The organism is Burkholderia sp. NLJ2, assembly GCF_049487195.1.
GTDB lineage: Bacteria > Pseudomonadota > Gammaproteobacteria > Burkholderiales > Burkholderiaceae > Burkholderia > Burkholderia pyrrocinia.
The window spans coordinates 2382403-2405510 of record NZ_CP137810.1; the positions used below are offsets into that span (position 1 = coordinate 2382403).

17 protein-coding genes are annotated in these 23108 nt (G+C 64.2%); 6 read left to right on the forward strand and 11 right to left on the reverse strand.

The features are described 5' to 3' along the window. Window positions 1–10: 10 nt before the first annotated feature. The 3 genes from R9B84_RS33100 to R9B84_RS33110 are packed head-to-tail and all read right to left on the reverse strand — an operon-like array spanning window position 11 to window position 3889. A complete protein-coding gene (locus R9B84_RS33100) occupies window positions 11–2260 on the reverse strand; it encodes a polysaccharide biosynthesis tyrosine autokinase (protein WP_423761634.1) in 2250 nt (749 codons plus the stop codon). Window positions 2261–2267: 7 nt separating this feature from the next. Beyond that, complete coding sequence (locus R9B84_RS33105; RefSeq protein ID WP_423761635.1) at window positions 2268–2759, reverse strand: low molecular weight phosphotyrosine protein phosphatase; 492 nt, start codon at window positions 2757–2759, stop codon at window positions 2268–2270. Continuing rightward, window positions 2756–3889: a polysaccharide biosynthesis/export family protein gene (locus tag R9B84_RS33110; RefSeq protein ID WP_423761636.1), complete on the reverse strand. Its 1134-nt coding sequence runs from the start codon at window positions 3887–3889 to the stop codon at window positions 2756–2758. Before R9B84_RS33110 ends, R9B84_RS33105 begins: the two co-directional genes overlap by 4 nt. Between R9B84_RS33110 and R9B84_RS33115 the strand changes: the two genes are divergently transcribed. Then, window positions 3888–4049, forward strand: coding sequence for a hypothetical protein (locus tag R9B84_RS33115; RefSeq protein WP_423761637.1), 162 nt, complete (start codon window positions 3888–3890; stop codon window positions 4047–4049). The two genes, R9B84_RS33110 and R9B84_RS33115, sit on opposite strands and share 2 nt — an antisense overlap. On the opposite strand, the gene R9B84_RS33120 is transcribed toward R9B84_RS33115, so the two are convergent. Further along, window positions 4027–5430 (reverse strand): undecaprenyl-phosphate glucose phosphotransferase, encoded by a 1404-nt coding sequence (locus R9B84_RS33120; RefSeq protein WP_423761638.1) that lies wholly within the window; start codon window positions 5428–5430, stop codon window positions 4027–4029. The genes R9B84_RS33115 and R9B84_RS33120 overlap by 23 nt on opposite strands. A 1182-nt stretch (window positions 5431–6612) precedes the next feature. Between R9B84_RS33120 and R9B84_RS33125 the strand changes: the two genes are divergently transcribed. The 4 genes from R9B84_RS33125 (at window position 6613) to R9B84_RS33140 (ending at window position 11793) form a co-directional block, all read left to right on the forward strand. Further along, complete coding sequence (locus tag R9B84_RS33125) at window positions 6613–7209, forward strand: fimbrial protein (protein ID WP_423761639.1); 597 nt, start codon at window positions 6613–6615, stop codon at window positions 7207–7209. Window positions 7210–7279: 70 nt separating this feature from the next. Then, a complete protein-coding gene (locus tag R9B84_RS33130; RefSeq protein WP_423761640.1) occupies window positions 7280–7999 on the forward strand; it encodes a fimbrial biogenesis chaperone in 720 nt (239 codons plus the stop codon). A gap of 117 nt (window positions 8000–8116) precedes the next feature. Further along, entirely contained in the window at window positions 8117–10606 is a 2490-nt protein-coding gene (locus tag R9B84_RS33135) for a fimbria/pilus outer membrane usher protein (RefSeq protein ID WP_423761641.1), read from the forward strand. 146 nt (window positions 10607–10752) lie between these two features. Continuing rightward, on the forward strand, window positions 10753–11793 hold the full coding sequence (locus tag R9B84_RS33140) for a fimbrial protein (protein WP_423761642.1): 1041 nt from the start codon (window positions 10753–10755) through the stop codon (window positions 11791–11793). A 238-nt stretch (window positions 11794–12031) separates the two neighbouring features. Here the strand turns inward: R9B84_RS33140 and R9B84_RS33145 are convergent, their stop codons facing one another. The 7 genes from R9B84_RS33145 to R9B84_RS33175 form a co-directional block, all read right to left on the reverse strand. Continuing rightward, window positions 12032–15076 carry an ATP-binding protein gene (locus R9B84_RS33145; protein WP_423761643.1) on the reverse strand — a complete coding sequence of 1015 codons (3045 nt, stop codon included), beginning with the start codon at window positions 15074–15076 and terminating at the stop codon, window positions 12032–12034. Window positions 15077–15250: 174 nt separating this feature from the next. Further along, window positions 15251–15925 (reverse strand): response regulator, encoded by a 675-nt coding sequence (locus tag R9B84_RS33150; RefSeq protein WP_423761644.1) that lies wholly within the window; start codon window positions 15923–15925, stop codon window positions 15251–15253. Window positions 15926–16343: 418 nt separating this feature from the next. Beyond that, window positions 16344–16511 carry a hypothetical protein gene (locus R9B84_RS33155; protein WP_423761645.1) on the reverse strand — a complete coding sequence of 56 codons (168 nt, stop codon included), beginning with the start codon at window positions 16509–16511 and terminating at the stop codon, window positions 16344–16346. Between the two features lie 131 nt (window positions 16512–16642). After that, entirely contained in the window at window positions 16643–19729 is a 3087-nt protein-coding gene (locus tag R9B84_RS33160; protein ID WP_423761646.1) for an ATP-binding protein, read from the reverse strand. 366 nt (window positions 19730–20095) lie between these two features. Then, complete coding sequence (locus tag R9B84_RS33165; protein WP_423763585.1) at window positions 20096–20290, reverse strand: hypothetical protein; 195 nt, start codon at window positions 20288–20290, stop codon at window positions 20096–20098. 46 nt (window positions 20291–20336) lie between these two features. Beyond that, a complete protein-coding gene (locus R9B84_RS33170; protein ID WP_423761647.1) occupies window positions 20337–21164 on the reverse strand; it encodes a hypothetical protein in 828 nt (275 codons plus the stop codon). Window positions 21165–21281: 117 nt separating this feature from the next. Beyond that, a complete protein-coding gene (locus tag R9B84_RS33175; protein ID WP_423761648.1) occupies window positions 21282–21869 on the reverse strand; it encodes a tetratricopeptide repeat protein in 588 nt (195 codons plus the stop codon). A 366-nt stretch (window positions 21870–22235) separates the two neighbouring features. On the opposite strand from R9B84_RS33175, the gene R9B84_RS33180 reads away from it, so the two are divergent. Further along, entirely contained in the window at window positions 22236–23108 is an 873-nt protein-coding gene (locus tag R9B84_RS33180; RefSeq protein ID WP_423761649.1) for a response regulator, read from the forward strand.

Genomic DNA, 23108 nt, shown 5'->3' on the forward strand with positions numbered 1-23108 from the left:
CGTCGGCGGATCACGCGCGATCCGCAGCGGTTTGCGAATCGGCGTTGCCATACCCGTACGCGCCGTAGTCGCCGTACCGAGCGGAGCGCAGCCCCGGCCGGAAGCCGTTGAACACGACAGCGGTCGCGCGCGCGCCGACGCGTTCGATCCGCTTCGCCGATTCGAGCAGTTCGTCCGAGGTCGTCACGCCGGCGCGTGCCGCAAGCAGGATCGTGTCCGCATGCGCGGCCAGGACGACGGCGTCCGTCACCGGCAGCAGCGGCGGCGCGTCGAGGAGCACGACGTCGTAATCACGTGCAACGTGCGTCAGCAACGCCGCGAGACGACCTGACGTCAGCAGTTCGACCGGCCGGTCGGCGCGCGGCCCGGTCGGCAGCAGATCGACGTTCGGCGCGACGTCGCGCACGATGGCGTCGGCAGCGGCTACGTCACCGCGAAGAACGGTCGACAGGCCGATATCCGACCGCATGCCGAAGCGCTTGGCCAGCTCGCCGCGACGCAGGTCGCCGTCGATCAGCAGCACGCGCGTGCCCGACTGTCCGAGCAGCGTGGCCAGGTTGGCCGACACGAACGATTTCCCGATACCCGCGGACGGTCCCGTGATCAGCACACGGTTACCCTCGGGCCGGTCCATCAACTGGAACCGCAGCGCCGTGCACAGGCTCCGCAGCGCCTCGACCGCGGGTTCGTTCGGTCGCGCCAGCGCCAGGATCGTCGCTCCGTCTACGGCAGCGGCGCGCTGCGAGAATCGGCGTTGCACGACGCTGTGAGGAATCGTCGCCATCACGTTCAGGTTCGTGTCGCGCTCGATCTCCGCGGGATCGGTCGCGCCGCCGAACAGCACCGCGCGGCCGACGACGGCGCACGTGCCGAGCACGAGCCCCACCAGTGCGGCAATCGCCGTGACCAGCGCCGGCTTCGGCCGCACGGGCTCGTCCGGCGCGATCGCGCGATCGATCACGCGCACGTTGCCGATCTTGCTCGCGGTCGCCAGACGAAGCTGCTGGATGCTGTTCAGCAAGCCGACATAGATCTCCGTTTGCACGGTCACGTCCCGGCGCAGGCGCACGACGTTCTGCTGCGCGTCGGGCAAACGCCGGATCGTGTCGTTGATCGTCCCGATCTGCGCCTTGGCGGCGGCGATCTGCCGGTCGACCGCCGCGAGTTCCGGGTGAACCTGCGTCATCGTCGATGCCAGCGCCAGCCGCTTTTGTTCGAGTTCGAACAACGACATCTGTGCGGCGGTTGATTGCGTCAGCATCGCCTTCGCCTGCTCGGTCAGGTCCACGATTTCATGGCGGGCCTGGTATGAATTGAGACGATCCTCTGCAGTCCGCAACTGATGCTCCACGGTCGGGACCTGGTCGCTCAGGAACGCCAGCGACTTCTCGGCGGTAGCCGCCTTGCGATTCGCGTTCTGCCGCACGTAGTTGTCGGCGAGCGCGTTCAGCACGGCGGCAGCGCGCACCGGATCGTGGCTTTCGTACGACACGCCGATCACGCCGGACTGATCCTTGCCGCGGTTCGCTATCGTCAGTTTCTTCTGCAGTTCGGCGAGCACGACCTGCCTCGAGTCGGCCCTCACGACGAACTGCGCGCCCACTTCGGCTTCGATGCCGGTCACCTTCAGCGTCACGTCGCCGGCGGCCGTCTTCACGCGCAGCGGCTCGCCGATCGCGCCTTCCGCATCGCGATCGAGATCGCCGCCGGACAGGCGATAACGCCTGTCGCCAAGCGACGTAACGACGAACGTATGCTCCTGGAAGCCGCGCGGCACGTCGAATTGCGGAACACCGATGCGCTCGTTACCCCAAACGAACCCGCCGAACCCGAACAGGCCGGGCGTCGACAGCCCGCGATTGAAGCGCGCGACGGCGGGGCCGATCACGGGCACGCGGCGCGGACGCGCTTCGATGTGCAGATGCTGCCCGTCGACGACCGGTTCGGTCACGAGCCGCGAGCGCAGGATCTCCATCTCGCCGTCGTCGGTCGACTTCACGTCGAACAGTGCGCCGAGGCCGCCGACCAGCCCGCCTCCCGCCATGCTGCGCAGGTCCGAGCCGCCGCTTTCGACCTGCACGGCAATATCTGCCTTGTAGACCGGCTTCACGACGAACGCATAGCCGGCGCCGAGCGCGGCACACGCCATCGTGACCGCGACGATGCGGCCTGCATGCCGGATCAGCACATCGAGAATGCCGCGCACGTCGAGCTCATCGGCGTCGCGTAAATGGGGTTGGCGTGGGTTCGATGCGTTCATTTGAGGCTCACTGCAAGTGTTCCGGCGCATCCGCACCGGTATCCGGATGCTGTTGCAGGTTGGGTTCGAAGGTGGCGATCCGCGCAGCCCAATGGGCAACGCCGAGCTCGATCAGCTTTGTCGCGTAGTCGTAGACGTGGCGGCTTCGGCGGTACGGATCCGGAACGTCGGTCTGGTAGCGCTCGGTCAGGCGATACACACGGCCGCGCGTCATCGGGTAAGTCCGCTCGATCAGGTGCCGATGCGCAGCCTCCATGACGAGGATCAGATCGGCCCATCGGGAAGCCCGATCATCGATGTGTCGGGCCCGATGCGCCGACAGGTCGAAACCACGCTCGGCAAACAGCGCGTTCATCACCGGGTCGACCGCCATCCCGCCGATCGCCGCGGTGCCTGCCGACGCGATCGAGCGGCCGGGCAACGCGTGCGCGAGCAGCGCCTGCGCGGCCGGGCTGCGGCATACGTTGCCGGTGCACACCACCAGGATTCGCTTCATCATTTCGTGACGATCGCGGCCGTCAGGCCCGCGTTGATGGCCGGCAGCAGTTGCGCGAGCACGCGGCCGAAGCGCGCAAGCTTCGTGCTGTCGACGTACACGACGTCGCGCGGCTGCAGCTCGAATTCGTTGGCGAGCACCATCGACACCGGCGAGGTGCCATCCAGATGGAACACCTGCGCCTGCTGGTTCGCGCCGGCGCGAATCACGTAGGTTTGCTTCGGATCGGCCGTACCCTGGTTCACGCTGCCGGCCTGCGACAGCGCGTCGGCCAGCGTGAGGCGGCCGTTGCGCAGCGGCAGCGCCGTCGTCGGCTTGTTGACTTCGCCCATCACGTACGCGCCGAACTGGTCGCGCGCGCCGACCTGCAGCAGGTCGCCGTTGCGCAGCACGATGCGCGACGGATCGACGCGCTCGCGAATCAGGCCCGGCAGGTCGACCGGATAGGCGGCGCCGTCGCGCACGAGCATCATGCGGCTCTGATCGGCATCGGCCGTGAAGCCGCCCGCACGCGTGACAGCTTCGAGCAGTGTCATCGGCGTGTCGTTGAGCGCTTGTGCGCCCGGCGCGTGGACTTCGCCGTCGATGTAAATACGATTCGCGCGATACGACGCGACGCGCACCGTCAGCTGCGGCGCGACGAACCACTTCGACAGCCGCGCGCGAAGCGCGGACTGAATCTCCGTCGTACTCATGCCGGCGACATGCAGTTCGCCCACGTACGGAAAAGCCAGGTTGCCGGCCTGATCGACGACGAAGCCCGCCGGCGGATCGGCAGCCCGCACCTGTTGCGTGCCCGGGTTGCCCTGCGCCGCAGCCAGTTCGGGGTGATCCCACACGGTGATCTGCAGCACGTCGCCCGCGTCGATCGCGTATGGCGCCGGCGCAGCAAAGAGCGCCGCGCGCGCGTGTTCGTCCTGCATGCGTGCCTCGTGCCGCTGGGCCGCGATCAGTTGGCCGTCGATCGGCCCGATCGGTACCGACGGGGTCGCTTCACGCGAAGCGGGCCCGTCTTGCAGCTGGCTGAGCGACCCCGCAACGATGCGATGCATCGACACCGTCAAGCCGCCTTCATATGCCTGCGTCGCGATATCGCCATCCTGCGACGCATCGTGCGCGAGATTCATATGCATGCCCGGCTCGACCGCGCAAGCTGACAGCAGTACGATGGGCAAGACCGCGATCGCCGATCGCAAGCGCCGCGCCCGTGAACCGGGTCGTTTTCCTGTTTCCATTTCCGTTGTCCAGACCGCGTACATCGACGCGTCATTCAATACGCGTTGCGATGCGTGAACCCGTAAAGAACGGTCGCCGCCACGATCCGCATGTCCATCGCAAACGACCAGTTGTTCAGGTAATAAAGATCGTGCTCGACCCGCTTCTGCATCTTTTCGACGCGATCCGTTTCACCACGTAACCCGTTGACCTGCGCCCAGCCGGTGATGCCCGGTTTCACGCGATAGCGGTGGATATAGCCGTCCACCAGATCCCTGTAGACAACGTCGTGCTCGACCGCGTGCGGCCTCGGGCCGACCACCGACATGTCGCCCTTCAGCACATTGAGGAATTGCGGCAACTCGTCGAGACTTGTCCGTCTCAGCAATGCGCCGACGCGGGTAACGCGCGCATCGCCGCGAGTCGCCTGGCGCACCTCGTCCGACGGCTTTACGTCGTTCACGTACATCGTCCGGAATTTGTAGATCGTGAAAATGCGGCCGTACGCCCCCATGCGCTTCTGCCGAAACAGCACCGGGCCAGGTGACGACAGCTTGACCGCGAGGGCGATCGCGGCCATCAGCGGGGCGATCCCCATCAGCGCAAGACCGGCAAAGATGCGGTCGAACACCGCCTTGCCAACGCGCGCCCGCGTCGACAACGGGGACGCGACGAGATCCAGCGCGGGCATGTCCGAAAGATTCGTGCGACGCGACTCGAACGGTGCCACGCCCGTCAGGTCCGGCACGAAACGGATATCGACGAGATCGTTGCGAAACGCGTTGACGAAATCGCTGATGTGATCCGCATCCTTCAGTGGCAGGACGATCCAGATTTCGCTGATACCTTCGCAACGCACGCATTCGACGAAATGCGTCAGTTCGCGATGAACCATCACATCACCCGTGTCGAGCGTGGAGGTACCGGACGTATCGAAGACCGCAGCCACGCTAAACGGCGATGGGATGACGCGATTTGCCAGCGCCCCGCAGAGCCAGCCATGTCCGATGATCGCGATGGCATCGCGCATCGCATGCGACGGCTTCATGCGGTTGCTGCGCCACATCCGGAATGCGCGTAACGCGGCCAGCCCCATCGCCGACATAACGAACCAGCTGGCGACCCAGTCCGGGATCGGCCAGTACGCTTGGTCGAGCGCATACATGACGCCCAGCGCGGCACTCTGAACAATCGCCAGCCCAACGAGCGACACTCCGATGGCACGCCACGAAACACCGCTCATCCGCCCGGCGACGATTCCGATGAGCGGAAACAGGAACAACGCGAACAGCACCGAAAGCGCGATCAGCAGATGATCGAACAGGAAGTTCGACGAACTTCCGATCCAGTACTCCGCCACGACAGCGGTGACGACTAGCAAGCCAATATCGGGCAGTTGACCGCGGAGAGCCTTCTTCCGAAGGACCGGGCCGTACTGCGCATGATCAAACGAACTCATAACGCCTCATTGATTTCTTACGTCATCATTTGTTAATTCGATCGCACCAGAAGCACCACGTCATCAGATGGCGATCAAATTTCAGATAACGATTCTCTGAGAAAATCACCAACCAGAGCCTTGGATGCGTTGATACTGCCATTGCGGCTTCATCCATTAAATGAGACACGTCCAAAATGAAGGGAATTTTTAATCGTTCTTGTACTATTCGCGATGAGACTTGCTATTTCTTGTATGACTCACACGTTGCTGAGTCAGCAGTCAAGGCTTCGTGCTGTCGCATTCTTCGAAGCGACACCGAACGGGCACCGTCTGTCTCGGTCCAGTTGGCCAGAACACCGGGGCCATTGACGAATCGTCGTCTACCGGTAGGGCCTCCGGAGGCATCTACACGGTGCTTTGGTAAGTTTGTCAGCGAACACCCGAACGACGTGCCGGTGTATCCGACACACCAACTGCATCGAGGATCAAGCCGAAGCTTTTTCGCGACGGAATGACGTTGCATTGAGGTTTGACCCCGATTCCTTCGTATTGCGGACCCTGCACCAATCACATGTCGCACAATCGGGAACGTCCGGAACTTTGCTTACGCCCTCATTGGTCGCGCGATACATGAAATGTCTGACGACCACAGGGGGCTTGAATGTTGTTCGCGCCGGACATGAACAACATTCAGGCAATTGAGTTTCCGTTTGGTCGAGCGGCTCGCAAACGGCGCGTCGCGCGGTTACCGCCGGTCAACAACATCGCCCTTCCTGCTTGCCGTTCGGATACGACTCGCTTCCGGGCATGACTCGCCCCCGGTGCTCCGAATCATCAACGACCGCGTGCCGCGAACGCTTGATTTCACGATTCCGCGCCGATTCGTCATGAATTCACTCGGCCAAGGTCACTCGATCGAAGCGATTCCGGGAAACCGGGAGGCGCAGATCGGTTCGCATGATCGCTCTCTCGCACGATTCATCTGACGATTACCATCCGACCACGCCACCAATGTCAAATCCCTTTAATCATTCACCGCCACGCGCGGCATCTTCAGCGAAAAAGCGCGAAATCGTACGAATCAATTGATACGGGAAATTTCATTCGTACTCGTCCTATAAGAGAATTTTTGTGGCCTCGATAAAATTTCTCCTGACTCTTCCAAGAGTTAATTCACCTCAATCTCGAATGGAGAAAATCGTGGCTTTCAATAAGAAAATTCTCGCACTGGCAGCATTCGCAAGCATGTTCGCAGCCGGCTCGGCCATGGCGGCTGACGGTACGCTCAACTTCACCGGCAAGATCACGGCAGCCTCGTGCTCGATCGCGGGCGGCGCAGGCTCCACGGTGACGGGTGAAAAGGGCGACCAGAACATCGCGGTCAACCTCGGCACCGTCAGCGCCGACGCACTCGGCGGCACCGCGGGCAACGGCATCGCGGCCGGCACGGCGATCAACCTGAACCTCGATTGCGGCAACACCGCAACGGATCTGACCACGGTCAAGGTGAAGTTCGATCCGCTGGCCGGTTCGGGCACCGATGCGAAGAACAACAAGCTGCTCAAGACGACGGGCACGGCCAAGGGCGTCGGCATCGGCATCTATAACGCCGACAACAAACTGCTGGACCTGGCGGCCAACGAAACGTTCGATGCACCGCTGGTCAAGACTGGCACCGGCGCGGAAACGGTCTACACCGCATCGCTGAACATGCGCGCCGGCTACGTCGCGAACGGCGAGACGATCGACGCAGGTACCGCGAACGGCACGCTGCCCTTCACGCTCACGTACGAGTAAATCGTTCCAACCAGGCAGCAGGATGGCAATTCATGCCATCTCGCTGCCACGCCCAGATTCAGATTCCGACATGAAAAAAAAGCTCATTGCCGGGCTGGTCGCGGCCAGCTCTCTGCTGTCCTTTTCCGCTCCCTCCCATGCCGGCATTTCACTGTCCAGCACCCGGGTGGTCTACACCGCGAAAAGCAAGGAAGCGTCCATCCTCGTCAAAAACCAGGCGAAAGACGACGTAATGATCCAGTCGTGGCTGGAAGCGCCGAACAACGCGCGCAGTGATCTTCCATTCGCCATCACGCCATCCCTCAGCCGCCTCGGCGGCAACAAGCAGCAAATGCTGCGCATCTTCTACTCGGGCGAGGGCCTGGCGGCCGATCGCGAATCGGTCTTCTGGCTCAACGTGCAGGAAATTCCGCAGAAACCGAAGGATGACAACTCGCTGCAGATTGCGGTTCGGCAGCGCATCAAGCTCTTCTATCGACCCGCCGATCTTCCCGGCAAACCCGAAGAGGCACCCGGCCAGTTGAAGTGGCACTGGGCAGGCAACGACGGCAAACCGGCCATGGAGATCGTCAACGACTCGCCTTACTTCGTGTCCATCGTGCGGGCAAGCCTCCATATCGGCTCGAACGCCTACACGGTTGCCCCGGAAATGGTTGCACCGAAATCGACGCAACGCGTCGCCGTCAAGGATTTCTCGAGTCGGTCGGTCGCGGCAGACGCGAAAGTCGAATTCGATTCGATCAACGATTTCGGCGCGACCGTCAGCACCGAAGCGGTTATCTCGAAGTAACCGGGCTGAAGCACGTCGCCGCCTCGATCAAGTATCACGCATATTCCGGTCTACTAACTTACTAGAGGGCGCGCATTCCTGACACATCGGCAGGTGGGAAACGCACGCGAACAAGGCATGAATACAACCGTAAAGAAAATTGCAGCGGCTTGCCAGGGAGCGTACTGCCTGATGGCGCTCGGTGCGATCGCCATGCCTGCCGCCGTCGAGGCTGCAGAGTTCAACGACATGTTCCTGAAGAAGGGCGAAGCGCCTGTCGAACTCAAGTACTTCGAGCAAGGCAGCGCGGTTCCGCCGGGAACGTACGACGTCGACGTGTCGCTGAACCAGCGGAGCGCGAAGCGCGCATCCGTCGTCTTTACGGCTAACGCTTCGGGCGAAGTCAAGCCGGTCATCACGTACGGGCTGCTCAAGTCGCTCGGCGTGGACACGAATCGCCTCGAGCGCGAACACAAGCTGGAATCCGGCCTTGCGGACGACGCGCAGGTGAACCTCGCCGATCTCGTCGAAGGCGCGTCGTCTGATTTCGACGTCGGCATGCTGACGCTCAACGTGAGTATTCCGCAAGCCTACGTGCCGGGCCAGTCGCGCGGCTACGTCGACCCGTCGCACTGGAACGAGGGCGTCACCGCGGCCTACACCAACTACCAGGCGACCTTCAGCCACGATACCGACTCCGGGTATCGCAGCGACTACTACTACCTCGGCTTGCGCAACGGCCTCAACGTCGGCGCATGGCGGTTCCGCAACGAGTCGTCGCTGACGGGGCGCCGCGGCACGGCATCGAGCTTCACCGCCAACCGCACCTATGTCGAGCGCGATCTGCAGCGCATCAAGGGCCGGCTGGCGATGGGCGAAGTGTATTCGTCCAGCGAGATCTTCGACAGCGTGCGCTTCCTTGGCGTTCAGGTGAGTTCCGATACGGGGATGCTGCCGGACAACGAGGTCGGCTATGCACCGGTCGTGCGCGGCATCGCGCAGAGCAACGCCGTCGTGGAGATTCGCCAGAACGGCTACGTGATTTACTCGACTTCCGTCACGCCGGGGGCGTTCGAACTGCGCGACATCTACCCGAGCGGCTCGAACGGCGACCTCGAGGTCCGGATCATCGAATCCGACGGTAGCGTGCGCACCTACCGGCAGTCGTATTCATACCTGCCGGTGATGATCCGCCGCGGCACGATGCGCTACGCGTTCTCCGCGGGTCAGTATCGCGGCTACGGCCAATCGCGGCCCAAGTTCGCGCAAGGCTCGGTGGTCTACGGCGTGTCGGACAACCTGACCGGCTACGGCGGCCTCATCGGCGCCGAGCGTTATGCCGCGATCGCACTCGGCGTCGGCTACAACTCGCCGCTCGGCGGCGTGTCGTTCGACGTCACGCACAGCCAGTCGAATGCGCCGGGGCGCAAGGCAAGCGGCCAGAGCTTCCGGTTCCTGTATTCGAAAACGCTGACGGCAACCGACACGACGCTCACGATGGTCGGCTATCGCTACTCGACCGACGGGTATCGCACGCTCAGCCAGCACGTCGACGATCTCGACCGCATTCAGGGCACCGGCCTGCAGCGCCAGAAGAGCCGCATCGACCTGAACATCAACCAGTCGCTCGGCAGTAACGGGTCGGTATACGCGAGCATCGGCGAAACGAGCTACTGGAACCGCGGCGGCTCGAGCCGCAATATCCAGCTCGGCTACAGCGGCGCGCTGAAGAACCTCAGCTACAGCGTTGCGGTCGCGCGTACGCAGGATACCGGGCCATTCGGGCGCTCCGATACACAGTTCACCGCATCGATCAGCATTCCGCTCGGCGGCGGCGCACGCTCGCATCGCGCGTTCGCGAATACGGTCGCGTCGACCGGCGGCGACGTGAACGTCCAGGCGGGCGTCAGCGGCTTCCTGAACGACCAGAACACGGTCAATTATTCGGTTCAGGGCAATTATGCAAAGGATGCCGGCGGTTCCGGCGGCGCGAGCCTCGGATGGGACACGCCGCTGGTCAAGCTGAGCTCGAACTACAACCAGTCCGGTCACGGCAAGCACGTGGACGTCGGCGCATCGGGTTCGATCGTCGCGCACCGCGGCGGCATCACGCTCGGCCAGACCGTCGGCGAAACCTTTGCAATCGCCGAGGTTCCGGGCGTGCGCGGCGCGCGTTTCTCGGCGTCGACGAGCATCAGCACCGATCGGCGCGGTTATGCGGTCCTGCCGTACGTACAGCCGTATCGCTACAACTGGCTCAACGTCGATACGGAAAGCCTCGGCTTCGATACCGAACTGATCGACAACTCGAAGTCGGTCGTGCCCACACGAGGCGCGATCGTGACCGCGCGTTTCGATGCGGAAACCGGGCGCCGGATCCAGTTCGACGTGAAGACGGCAAACGGCGGCAAGGTGCCGTTCGGCGCAACCGCGTACAGCGCAGACGGGAAGATGCTCGGCATGGTCGACAGCGATTCGCGCGTGCTCGTGTTCGGTGTACAGGATCAGGGGCGCCTGTCCATTCGCTGGAGCGAAGGTACGTGTGAAGGCAACTATGTGCTGCCGCCGAAGGACAAGGCACGCGCCTATGAGCGTGTCTCAATGAGCTGCCGCATGGCAGGGGGCTAAGTGGCACCGAGACGAATCGCATCCAAGACGACGTGTGTGCCGTAACACGAGTCGAGCAATGACCGAGTCAGCCCGCCGCACGAAACACTTTCGTCGTTCGCCTCCCGTGCCAGCGGCACCCATTCAATCGAAAATGGATACGCAACATGAACTTAAAAGAACTCTCGATCAGTTTGGCGGTAGTGCTCTTGCCGATGCTCTACCACGGTACGGCACTGGCGGCAGATTGGACAGATGACTGCAAAATCTACCCAAGGGGCAGTTCATCCGGCGGATCTACGGAACCCCGCGAATTCACACTTTCCGCCTACAATGCGCCCAGTTTCGATCCCGAAACACCGAACGGCACCGTCATCGCATCACAGGAAGTGGAGTTTATTGGCGACTCGAACGCCGAAGTCCGGTGCAAGAATTTTTTCGAAAGTTTCACGCATGGCCGATACGGTGGCGCAACAGCCGACCCAACTTACAACACGTTGCCAACGTCCGTGCAAGGTATCGGTGTCCGGATGAGATTTTCACAAGGCCTCACCAACTGGTGGCCATGGACATTTCCGGGCCTCAGTACCACCTTGGGTTTCGTCGCCCCCAACACGAGACTCTTGGTCGAACTTGTCAAAACCGGACGGGTCACCGCGGGTGGCTCGCTTACCGGAGAACTTGCAAGATCCTGGATAACGCAATACGGACCTCAAAAATTGACATTTACGTATGCAATATACAAAATCGGCGGCTCGATCCAGATCAAGCCCACCGTGCCAACCTGCGCGGTCACGACGAAAACGGTCAACATTCCGTTCGGCGAGGTGAGCATGACCGACACCGCTGGCGGGCCGGAAAGATCGTTCAAGATCGGCCTGAAATGCTCCGGCGGCACGGGCACGGCGAAGACACGGATGTACATCACGTTGACCGACGCGACCAAATCTGCCAATCGGAGCAATATTCTGAATCTGACGAGCAATTCGACCGCAGAGGGCGTGGGCGTCCAGATCAAGAATGGCACGACGACTGTCTCGTATGGCCCCGATTCGAGCGCGACGGGTACCCAGAATCAATGGTTCGTTACGGAAACCGGCAACACAGAGGTCGAGATTCCGCTCACTGCGCGTTACGTCAGGACAGGCGCCAAACTCAAGGGTGGCACCGCCGACGCGATTGCAACGTTCACGATGAGTTATCAGTAATCCGGCTTCGTGCGGGGTCTCGAGCCACGCCGGCCACCGTTCGCGCATCACGCGGTAGAAGCATCCATGCTACCGCTCATCTCCCCCGCCGCCGCGGTGTATCGCAAGCGAGCACACGCAACCTGTCGATACACCGGTTTTCCCCGCCTGTTTGCTGTCGGTCGCATTGCCGACGGCAAACAGTTTGGCGGCGTGCCAGGCAGTTCGCAATGGACTATGCTACCTGCGCACGCCCGTATCACATCCGCGGCTGAACCAGTCGCTGCACTGCCAATCCGATCTCATCCCGAAAACCTGGCCACCGCGCGCTGAGGGCACCCACACCGCCCTCGCCTACAACGGCCTCCATCTCCGCACAAGCATCGCGCGTGTCTCCATCACCCGCCATCGCGAACCCGCCCCGCATCGAATGCAGTTCGACCTTGATCGAGTCGATCTTGTTTTCCGTCATCGCAGCTTCGATCACCGCCAGCGAATGCAGCGTCGCCGCGCGTAACGTCCGCCGCATCTCGTCGGTCACGCCTGGCGGCCCGTCATGCACCGGCGCATGTGCATCACCGCCCGCCACCGCCCGTCGCCCACCATGCCGCCGCAATACCGCCTCGAGCGTAGCAATCGACAACGGTTTCAACACGACCTCCACCGCGCCGGCCCGTTCGCAGCGCTGGCGATCCTCATCGGTCGCATGCGCGGTCATCGCGATCACCGGCACCGTCGCACCCTGCTCCCGCAGGAAATTCGCCAGTGCGAAACCGTCGAGCTCCGGCATGCCGAGATCCGTCAGCACAACGTCGTACGGATGCTCGAAGAACGCCCGCATCGCCTCCACGCCGTTGGTAACGATCGTCGCGTCGTAATGCAGCGCATCGAGCTGGTCGCGCAGCAATGCGCGACTCGCCGGATGATCCTCGGCGACGAGCACGCGCAGCGGCTCCTCGTCGTTCTCCCGGGCCAGCGCGGCCATTTCGGTTGTCGCCGTCGAACGGGACACGTCATCTGCTTCGGATACCGATCCATAGCCGCGTACCGCGTCCGAAAACGCCGGCAGTTCCGGCATGTCGATACACCAACCCTGCGCGGCTTCGGGCAGTGGCAACTCGGCGGTAAATGTCGTGCCTTCGCCAAGGCGACTGTCGACACTCAGTTCACCGCCCATCAGTGTCACGATGCGCTTGCACAGCGGCAACCCGAGCCCCGTGCCGCCGAAGCGGCGATAAACAGATGCATCGGTCTGGACATAGACGTCGAACAGCGTCGGCATACCGTCTTCGGGAATGCCGATGCCCGTATCGCGGACGACGATCTCGACACGCCGCCCGGCCGGCGCGGGCCGCGCTTCCACCGTCACGCCGCCGCGCTTCGTGAACTTGATCGCGTTGCTGACGAGGTTCGACACCAGTTGGCGCAGCCGTGTCGGGTCGCCCACGTAGCCGTCGGCCAGCTCCGGCGCGATACGGCACGCGAGTTCGAGATTCTTCGCCTCTGCAAGCGGCCGGAACATCGCGGTCACGTCGTCCAGCATGCGACGCAAATCGAACGGGATGCTCTCGAGCACCATCTGGTTCGACTCGGCCTTCGACAGGTCAAGCACGTCGTTGATCACGCGCAGCAACGTGTCCGACGACGACGCGACCGTATTCAGTCGCCGCCGCTCCGCCGACGGCAGCGACGCGCGCGCCATCAGCTCGAGGTTGCCGATGATCGCATTGAGCGGCGTGCGGATCTCGTGGCTCATCGTCGCGAGAAACGTCGACTTGGCCTTGTTCGCCTGCTCGGCCGCCTCGCGCGCTTCGCGCAGCGTCTCCTCCACTTCCTTACGCGCGGTGATGTCGATCAACGTGCACAGCAACACGTCGATGCCGCGGTACTTGGCGCGCACCATGTGCGCGTCGAGATACGCAGTCCCGTGTTCCGCGCGTTCGATCGCGAACTCGTGCGTGACGAGCTTGAGCGCACTGTCGTCACGCACCTCGTCGCGATAGACCTGCCACAACCGCCTGCCGAGCGGCGGCCCCGATTCGGGCCGCTCATAGCCGGCCATCGCGTCGTTGCGCACGATCACGCTGCCGTCCGCAAGCGACAGCAGCGCCAGCCCGGCCGGGGCCGTGCGAATCAGCGTCCGGTTGAGCGCTTCGCTTTCGATCAGCCGCACCGCGCGCCGATTGGCGGGCCGCAGCACGCGCCGGTCGAACATCACGACCCCGGTCCACAACACCGCGATGCCTAACAGCGCGAGGACGCTCGTAATGCCGATGCGCGCGGCAATGGCGATCGCCACGCTTTGCCACGTGTAGCTCTTGATCAGCACGAGGTCGGAGCCGGCCAGGCGGTCGCCCAGCACGAACCGACCGCCGATGCGGTGCGGGATGATCGGGATGGGGCTTCGATTCAGCACGCGTTGCAGCGTGCGCGGGACGAGCGCGTCGTCGTGCGGCCGTCCGAACACGATATGCCCGCTCGTGTCGACGAGCACGTTCTCCTCGTCAGGTGTCCGCGGCGCCATGGCCCGGTCGAGTTCGGGACCACCGTTGAAGATGAGCCAGGCGAACGGTTTTCCGTCCACGTTGCGTAGCTGTTGTACGAAACGGGTCACTGGCCTGCCGAGCAACGGATCGTCTCGCGTCTCGATGATGACGCCGCCGCCGGTATTATCCGGCTCGAGCCGGCGCATCAGCGCCTTCAGATCCGCCCCGGCCAGTCGCGCCGGCGCCCGTCCGGCCAGTTCGGCGCCGAGCAGCATCAGATAGTCGCCGTCGACGCCCATCAGGTAAGCGGTGAATTTCGGTGCAATCGTCAGCGGCGACGGTGCGGATACGTATCTGCCCAGCCGGTAGAGCGCGCCGATATAGCGCAGGTACGCGCCGGGCGGCTGCCCCGACGCGATATCGGCGAACACGGCAACGCCGGGTTGTCCGAACCGATTGGGCAAGATCAGCCTGCCGCCGTTGTCGATGAACCGCTGCGCGACGGCCGGCGGCGCGACGTCCGGGGACCGGCTAGCCTCGGTCACGCTGTCGGCAAGACGTACCGACAACACCTTCGTCACCTGCAACTCGCCGTACATTTGCGCCGCTTCCCGCAGGAACGACGAGCGCATCTGGCCGATGTAGTCGCCGACGGCCAGCCGCACGACGAACAGCGCGCACAGCAGGATAAACACCGTGGTTACCACGCCGCCACCGTACAGCAGCGCGTGTTGCTGGCGCCGGACCCGCCCCGGGTCGAACGGCTTGCGGCCAACGGCAGCGGCCTGCTCGGCCAGCCTTTTCAATGTGTCGGGCATACGATTCGCCGTGGTTTCACTGTCATCGGACGCGAGCCGGCACTCGCCCGCGCTGGCGACAGCTTGTCGCAGGAGCAACTGTCACACGTCGAGCATGCACGCAGGACCGGAATCGGCGCCGTGCCGCCCGCGCAGCACACCCGCCCGTAGCCCGTGCGGCGTCGCGTGCTTGGGTCAGTCACGTGCGGCGGGCCCGCCCGAAACGGGCGGATCCTGCACATTGCCCTCGTCCGCGTACCGGATCAGGTCCGCGTCGCGGACGATCCCCAGCTTCTTCATCGCGCTCGATTTTTGAGAACTGATGGTCTGTTTGCTGCGATGCAACTGGACGGCGATCTCGCCCACCGTATAACCCGCGCCGAACAGCCGGACCACCTCGATCTCGCGCGTGGTCAGCGCACGCGCGACAGGCACGGAATCGCCGTCCTGGAGCAGTTGCTTGACGAACGGCGACATGTAGTTCGCGCCGACATAGGCCGCATGCACGGCGCCGATCAGGTGCGAAATCGCGTCCGACTTGCTGAGGATGCAGCTCACGCCCTGCTTCTGGATCGCGCGCAGCACGCTCGGGTTGTCGATCATCGTGATCGTCACGATGTGCAGCGCGGGAAAACGACGCTGAAGGAACGACAGCAGCACGAGACCGTCACCGTACTTGCCGCCGGGCATCACGTAGTCGAGCACGAGCACATCGCTCGGCTGGGCGTCGAGCGCCGCTACCAGATCCGTCGAGTTCGAAACAGTGCCCGCGAGCTTGATCGTGCTGTTCCCTTGCAGCGCCTGCGACATCCCGAGCGCCGAGGCCGGATGATCGTCCGCCACCATTACGCGCACTGAGAATTCGTCCATGTTCCTGTTTCTCCCCGAGGCTTTCAGTCATGCATCCGGTTCCTGCCGCGACGGGAGCACGCTCGCGCCGTCAGTCGACGGTCGGCCGCATTTGTCGCACCGGACAATAGTGACTCAATTTTAAGATAAATCCGGCTTCGTCAGCCGGTCGGGCCGCCCGCGCGCCGCTCGGCACACCTTGCGCGCCGGAAACGGGCACGCTTCGACGCCTGCGGCTCGCCGAATCTCAGAATCTCCGGATCGCTGGATCGACCAGGCTGCCGAGGCAATCGGCCGTACTGCCCGACCGTCTGCGACCGCGGTGGCCGGTACGGACGGTCGACCTGAACCGAGCGCCTACCCGCGTAATGTCGTACGCGGTGCGACCCGATACGCTAACGCCGAACTATCTCGACGCGCGCCCGCCCGACGCCGCGCGCTAACGGTGCACCGATTCGCCGGAGTCGTCATGCCGCCCGCCTTCCTGTCGCATTTTCCATTCGTTGATCGCACGCCGCCTCTGGGCCGGCGACATCAGCAGGTACTCGTTCATCATCGTCAGAAATTCCTTACGCGACCGCTCGGACAGCGTCGCGAAATCGAGCAACAGTGCGAATATCTTCCCCAAGTGACGCACGGCCTTCCCCCTCAGTGTGATTTTGAAATGTGCCGTCCGACGAGCGCCGGCACTCTGCCTCTGTTATCTCGAACATGCGTTACCGCGTTCGCTGTTGTCGGTTACTTGCCATGCAATGATGCTTCGCGATCGACCGGCCCGCTCGCCGCGCTTCCCCGAGCCGCGCCGCACCGCTGCCACGCGGGCGCGAGCGCGCCGCGCAGGTGCGTGAGCGTCACGGGTTTCGTCAGGACACGCCGCACGCCCGCCGCCGTGTAGCGGCGCATGCCATCCGGCGTCACGTGCGACGTGATGACCAGCACGTCGCACGTGACACCTCGGACGCGCGCGGCTTCCGCGAGTTCGTGCGCGCGCAGGTCGGGCAGGTCGGCGCCGATCAGCAGCACATCCCAGCCTCCGCCGGCCAGCGATTCGAGCGCCGCGTGCCCGGACCCGACCTCGGCCACCGTGCAGCCGAGCACATGCAGTTGCTCGCGGAAAATCGACCCGTCAATGGCTTCGTCGTTGGCGACCAGCACGCGCAATGCACGGGAGACGAACGGCTGCAGCCGCACGGGCCCGGTGCGCCGCTGGCCGCACATATCGACATGCGACGGCTCGCCGGCGGATGGAGGGGCGATCGCACTTTCGCGGGGACACGATTCGCAGCACGTCAGCGCGGCGCGCAGGCCGCCAAGCGAATAACTCGATACGCGCACCGTACCGCCCGCGCGATGCGGCTCGAGCGGGCCGTCGCGCGTGGCGAGAATCAGCGGCGCACAGCCGCGCAGGCTGCCCAGTTCCACGTGCGACCAGGTGTCGAGATCGCCAAACAGCACGACCGGGCCCGCCAGGTCACCCGGCAGGCTCGACGGGCTGTCGTACACATCGACGTCGAATCCCCACGCACGCAGATGCGGCAACGCGAATTCGCGCCACTCGGGATGCGTGGCGACGAGCGTCAGCGCACATGCGTGCGCACTGCGCGGCCGGCCGGGTGCGGCGATGTCCGTGCCGAGCGGCAATCGAATCGTGAAGCAACTGCCGACGCCCGGCTCGCTCGCCACATCGATGCGGCCGCCCATCGCCGTGACGAGCCGGTCGCACAGCGCGAGCCCGAGCCCCGTGCCGCCATAGCGCCGCATGATCGACGTATCCACCTGCGAGAACGCCTTGAACAGCTTGTGCCGATGCCCGGCGGCAATGCCGATCCCGGTATCCTCGATCGCGATCGACAACGCCGGCGCCTCGTGGCCGCCGGCGACGACGGCGACGACGGCGACACGCACGGTCACGCGGCCCGCGTCCGTAAACTTGATCGCGTTATTCAGCAGATTGCCGAGCACCTGCGCGAGCCGTGTCGGATCGCCGCGCATCCGCTGCGTGCCGGATGCGTCGACCTCGCAGAACAGTTGCACCCCCTTTGCCTTCGCGATCGGCGCGAACGCGCTCAACTCGCGCGCGACCGTCGCGATCACATCGAATTCGATCGACTCGACCTGCATCGCGCCGGCCTCGATCTTCGAGAAATCGAGAATGTCGTTGACCAGCGCGAGCAGGCTCGTCGCCGACGTGCGCAGCGTGTCGACCCGGCCGTGCTGTACCGCATCGAGCGCCGAGCGCTCGAGCAGTTCGAGGTTGCCGAGGATCACGTTGAGCGGCGTGCGGATCTCGTGGCTCGTCGCCGCGAGGAATGACGATTTCGCGGTGTTGGCCGAATCGGCCGCGCGCACGGCCTCTTCGAGCGTCTGCATGAGCTGCCGCTTCGCGGTCGTGTCGGCGACCGCGGCAATCAGCACGTCCGCGCCCTGGTAACGTGCGCCGCATGCGAGGAATTCGAAATGCAGGTGAGCGGCCTCGTCGCCGCTCAGCACGAGATCGTCGTGCAGCACAGTGCTCGCGTCGCCGCTCGCGACATGCGCCTGCCACGCGGCAGCCACCTGATTCGACAGCGCGTGATAGTCGCCGCCGAGCCGCGCGACCATTTCCGTCAGCGCGGGACTCGCGAGCAGGAAGTGCCCGTCATCGCGCGCGATCAGCCCGAGCCCGATCGGCGACATCTCGATCACGCTGCGGCACAGCGCCTCGCTGTCGAACACGCGCTGCGAGCGCGCGTAGAGCGGCGCGAACTCGCGCCGGTAAAAACGCAGCAGCAACCCCCACATGACGGCGAGCGTCAGCAGCGTCGCCGCCGCCAGCGTGCCGGCCGAACGCGCGACGCCGGCCGCGACGTCGGCCCACGACAACGCATACGTGAAAGTCCAGCCCGTCGATTCGAGCGTGCTGTGAAACAGCAGGAAGCCGTCGCGGAACACCGGCGCACCTGACGGCCCGCCGCCACGCCACGAGGCCAGTTCCAGCAGGCGCGCCTCGCGGCCGGCGCCGCCGGCGGCGGGGTCCATCGCGACGAGCCGGCCATCGGCCGTCGTGATGGTGAACGCGCCGTCGGGACGATAGTCGGCCAACCACGACAGCAGGTAATCGGGTGGATATTCGGTGACGAGCACGGCAAACGTTTTGCCGTTGTCGTGCGCCTCGGCGGCGATCCGGATGCGCGTCTGCCCCGATACGGGATCGGTGAACGGCGCCAGCCAGCGCACGTGCGGACGGGCATCGACGGCACCCGGATACGCGCGCTCGAAATCGATCCGCAGCGCGTCCAGCACGCGTGCGCGATCGTCGGGCGAAACCAGCGCGGGATCGTCGCGGTTCCGGTTCGGCACCAGCCCGAACATGCCCGTGCGCGTGCTGTAGTGGTAGCCCTCCAGCGTGCGCCCGCGATTGATCGAGCTCGCCGCGCAGATGCGCGACAGCAGCACCGACAGCGACAGGTAGCGCGCCACCTCGGCGCGGTCGCCGGTTTGCCCGGGCACGCCGAGCACGAGCGACGGATGCGGCCGGATCGCGACGCGCTGGTCGTCGCCGAAGAATGCATCGACGACCGATGCAGGTGCGCTATCGGCCTCGCGCCAGATCAACTGCGCATTCGCGACGCCGTTGCGGAACGAGGTCTCGCTCACCTGGATCTCGTTGAGCGTTTGCTCCAGCCCGTTCAGGTAGTTGCGCCGTTCGCCCTCGACATGGCCCGAGACGATCGCCACCATCCCGAGACCGCAAGCGATCAGGACCAGGACCGTAACGACGATGCCGCCACCAAACACGGAAATGCTCAGATAGCGGCGGAGGGATTGAAGCGAACTCTGCGGCATGACGCGCGACGTGGATCGCGACCTCGAACAATGCCGCTTCGGATCGCGAGATCCGTGCCGGAACTCACCAGTGAAAAGATGGAATGAATTCCGACGATGCCAAACGCGTATGCGAGCGTCCACCCCGAATGAACCGTTTCGTACAAGTCAAGTTTCAATGAATCTACATTTAGAACTTGACCTAGATTCGATGCCGGAAAGGGCCGCAATACGACACGTCCCGGCCGCGAGCCGAAACACGCGACGCGCAGCCGGGAGCGGAAAGGAGCGAGGAAAAAAGCGGGGGCGAGCCCGGAATCGGCGTGCCCCCGCGGAAACGCCGCACAGGCGGCGAGGCACTTGGGCAACCGGCGAACGACAGCCGGTTCAGTTCTGCGTGAGCGGATTCAGCGTCGTGCACAGGAAACCCGTGCAGTTGGCCGGCTTGAAATAGAGCGACGCCATCACCGGGGTCGTCGTGCCGAGCGCGAGATCGCCCGGATACGCGGAGCCCTGCGCGCCAACATCGTTCGACGGCTGGACGAAGCCGGTGCACGCGGATGGCACCACGCGCACGGACATTCACATACCGGGATTCGGCCGGCGGCGCACCGCCGGCCCGGGGACGTCAGTTGACCTGCAACTGGCCACCGCGGCCGAGGCCGCCCTTGACGTCCTGCGCCTTGTAGCTGCGCAGTGCGACAACCATCTTGTTGTACGCGTCGATGAACGCGACGACCGTCGCCTTGCCTTCCGGCGTCGACGAGAAGCCCGCAAGCGCGCCGCCCACGCCGCCGCCGAAGCCGCCCAGCGCCGCGCCGTAGTTGGTCGCCGTCGAGCTGCCTTCCGACGCCGCGATCTGCACCGCCGAGCGCACGTCGAACAGCGTCAACGTCACGACCGACGCCTTCGTCTGCAGATGGCCGGCCACCGCCGCCACCGCGCCGTTGCCGATCAGCCCGCCGATCATGCTGCCGATGCCGCCGATCGGCGAATCGTTGATGACGATCTGCGGTTCCATGTAGTAGTCGGCCGCGACACGCTGGCCCTTCTGCTGCTTCGAACCCGCGCGGTATTCGCCCGAGCCGCGCTGCAGCTGCGTGATGCGCGACAGCCGCGCGTCGCTCTTCTGGTTGCCGATCGACGTGATCACGAAGCAGTTCGACTGCTGGACCGCCAGGCGCAGCAGCGGGTCGATCGTCGTCATCTTGGTCGCGCTGCCGAACGGGCCCCACCAGTCGGCGTTGCGGCCGTCGTCCACGGCGATCGTGCCGAGCGGCGACGCGCAGCGCTGCAGCCCCGAATCGGCGCCCGCGCTCGTGCCGCCTGCCGCGGCGCCCGTCACGCCGGCGTTCTGACCGCCGGGCGTCACCACGCCGCCGCACCCCGCGACGGACGCGCCAAGCGCTGCGACCAGCGCACCTTGAGTAAGACGATGGGAAAGAGTGGTCTTCATGTCGTTATCGATCGATAGAGTCGTTGTTCGGCTTATGGGTTCGTGCGACCTTCGTAAGCCCCCCGGGCATGGCGCGATGGTGGTCTCCCCGCTGCCGCCCCGTTGCTTCCGGCCCGGTCAGTAGTACCAGTCCGTCTGATTCCAGACGCCGTAGTACGGATAGCCCGAGTACCAGTAGCCGTAATAGACGTCACGCCATTGCGTGCGCCATTTCCAGTCTTCTTCGTCTTCTTTCTTCGCCTTGCGCGCGAGCTCGAGCAGCTTCTTCGATTCCTTGTCGCCGCGGCCGGCCGCGATCGACAGCCACTTGTCCGCTTCGCGCGGATCGGAGCCCATCTCCTCAAGGCCGAACAGGTAGAAACTGCCGAGCGCCTTCTGCGCCCGCAGGTCGCCGCGCTCGGCGGCGTCGCGCATCCACTTGAGTGCCTGGTAGCTGTCCTGGCGCACGCCGTCGCCGCGGAAATAACGCAGGCCGAGATCGTAGGCCGCCTTCGGCTGGGCCTTCGCGGCCTGCTTCAGTGCGGCGATGCGCGGGTCTTCGCGATCTTCCGCATCGTCCTTCTTTTGGTAGGAGACCTGATCTTTAGGACGATAGGAACAGCCGGTGTCGTCGCAGATCCGCACCGTGTTGCCGGTCACGGACGGATCCTGCGCGCACGCGGCCAATAGCAACAGCAGCCCTGGTGCGAGTAAACGGCGGTACATTTTGGTACTTTCCTCAAGTTTTATTTGCGCCGCAATTCTTCGAGCTTTTCCCCCCCGCGAGCTCGCCTCACACCCGGTCGCGCGCGGCGCAGCGGATACAATCCGCCGACGCCGACACGCAGCCCAAGGCTCTCTCAGGTTCTCTCTTCGAATCGTTCAGTCACTGCGTCATTGCCGTCGCTTTTCGCTGTGCCGGCTGCTGCCAACATCGGTCTCCAAACATGACGCGACAAACAATAGTGACGTGGTGAGCAATAATAATGGAGAAAAACGGCATGTCAAGGTCCTTCGCGTTTTCAAAGTTTGCGTGATGCGTCACTTTTGATATGCTCTTCCTCGCCAAAACCCCCTGGAGACCCCATCGAGATGTCCAACAGCGAGCAGGCCAACGTCGATCTGATCACCGCCAACAAGGTGCGCGACCTCCTGAACCGGAACGGCATTCCGCCGCGAAGTCACAACACGACGATCGCGAATGTGCTCGGCCTCAGTTTCTCGGTCGTCACGCGCAAGATGAAAGGCCTGATCCCGTGGAACCTGTCGCAGTTGCAGGACATCGCGACGCACTTCAGCGTGCCGCCCGCGATCCTGCTCGACGACAAGGGCGCTCAGCCGGCCGCCGCCGAGATGGTCGACGCGACGCTCGTGATCGAGTCGCGACGCTTTCGCTGCCGTGCCGCGATCTCGACGAAGGCCAGCAGCCAGATCGAAACGGATTTCGTCGCGCTGCAGTGGCAAGGCGAATGGATCGTCACCGAGCGTCAACACGCGCGCGAAGGGCGCACGTATCCGGTCGATGTCGTCGAGCTGCGCTCGAGCCAGCCGAACGTGTACGCGGCGCGGATCGCCGTGGTCGACGATTCGCGGGACGTCGCCGAAACGGTATGTGAATACTTCATCGAAAAAGGCGTGAACGCGATCCCGTATTTCGACGGCGCCACGTTCCGCAAGGCGCTGGAAGTCGAGGATTTCGACGGCTACATCCTCGACTGGATGCTCGGCGACCAGACCGCCGCCGAGCTCGTGCGCGGCATCCGTTCGAGCGAGAACAGCGGCGCGCCGATCTTCCTGTTGACCGGCAAGATCTCGACCGGGGAAGCCAGCGAGGACGAAATCGCGCACATCGTGTCGCACTACAACGCGCGCTGCGAGGAAAAGCCGGTGCGCCTGCCGATCCTGTTCGCCGAAGTGGCGCGCGAACTGAAGATCGCGCTGCCCGCCGTGGCCGCCGCGAGCTGA

Excerpts from the sequence above, each read along its gene's own strand:
- R9B84_RS33170 (WP_423761647.1), bottom strand. The coding sequence starts at position 21,164 with ATGAAGACCACTCTTTCCCATCGTCTTACTCAAGGTGCGCTGGTCGCA.
- R9B84_RS33110 (WP_423761636.1), bottom strand. The coding sequence starts at position 3,889 with ATGCATATGAATCTCGCGCACGATGCGTCGCAGGATGGCGATATCGCG.
- R9B84_RS33180 (WP_423761649.1), top strand. The coding sequence starts at position 22,236 with ATGTCCAACAGCGAGCAGGCCAACGTCGATCTGATCACCGCCAACAAG.
- R9B84_RS33150 (WP_423761644.1), bottom strand. The coding sequence starts at position 15,925 with ATGGACGAATTCTCAGTGCGCGTAATGGTGGCGGACGATCATCCGGCC.
- R9B84_RS33165 (WP_423763585.1), bottom strand. The coding sequence starts at position 20,290 with ATGTCCGTGCGCGTGGTGCCATCCGCGTGCACCGGCTTCGTCCAGCCG.
- R9B84_RS33135 (WP_423761641.1), top strand. The coding sequence starts at position 8,117 with ATGAATACAACCGTAAAGAAAATTGCAGCGGCTTGCCAGGGAGCGTAC.
- R9B84_RS33100 (WP_423761634.1), bottom strand. The coding sequence starts at position 2,260 with ATGAACGCATCGAACCCACGCCAACCCCATTTACGCGACGCCGATGAG.
- R9B84_RS33140 (WP_423761642.1), top strand. The coding sequence starts at position 10,753 with ATGAACTTAAAAGAACTCTCGATCAGTTTGGCGGTAGTGCTCTTGCCG.
- R9B84_RS33175 (WP_423761648.1), bottom strand. The coding sequence starts at position 21,869 with ATGTACCGCCGTTTACTCGCACCAGGGCTGCTGTTGCTATTGGCCGCG.
- R9B84_RS33130 (WP_423761640.1), top strand. The coding sequence starts at position 7,280 with ATGAAAAAAAAGCTCATTGCCGGGCTGGTCGCGGCCAGCTCTCTGCTG.
- R9B84_RS33145 (WP_423761643.1), bottom strand. The coding sequence starts at position 15,076 with ATGCCCGACACATTGAAAAGGCTGGCCGAGCAGGCCGCTGCCGTTGGC.
- R9B84_RS33115 (WP_423761637.1), top strand. The coding sequence starts at position 3,888 with ATGCCCGGCTCGACCGCGCAAGCTGACAGCAGTACGATGGGCAAGACC.
- R9B84_RS33105 (WP_423761635.1), bottom strand. The coding sequence starts at position 2,759 with ATGATGAAGCGAATCCTGGTGGTGTGCACCGGCAACGTATGCCGCAGC.
- R9B84_RS33120 (WP_423761638.1), bottom strand. The coding sequence starts at position 5,430 with ATGAGTTCGTTTGATCATGCGCAGTACGGCCCGGTCCTTCGGAAGAAG.
- R9B84_RS33160 (WP_423761646.1), bottom strand. The coding sequence starts at position 19,729 with ATGCCGCAGAGTTCGCTTCAATCCCTCCGCCGCTATCTGAGCATTTCC.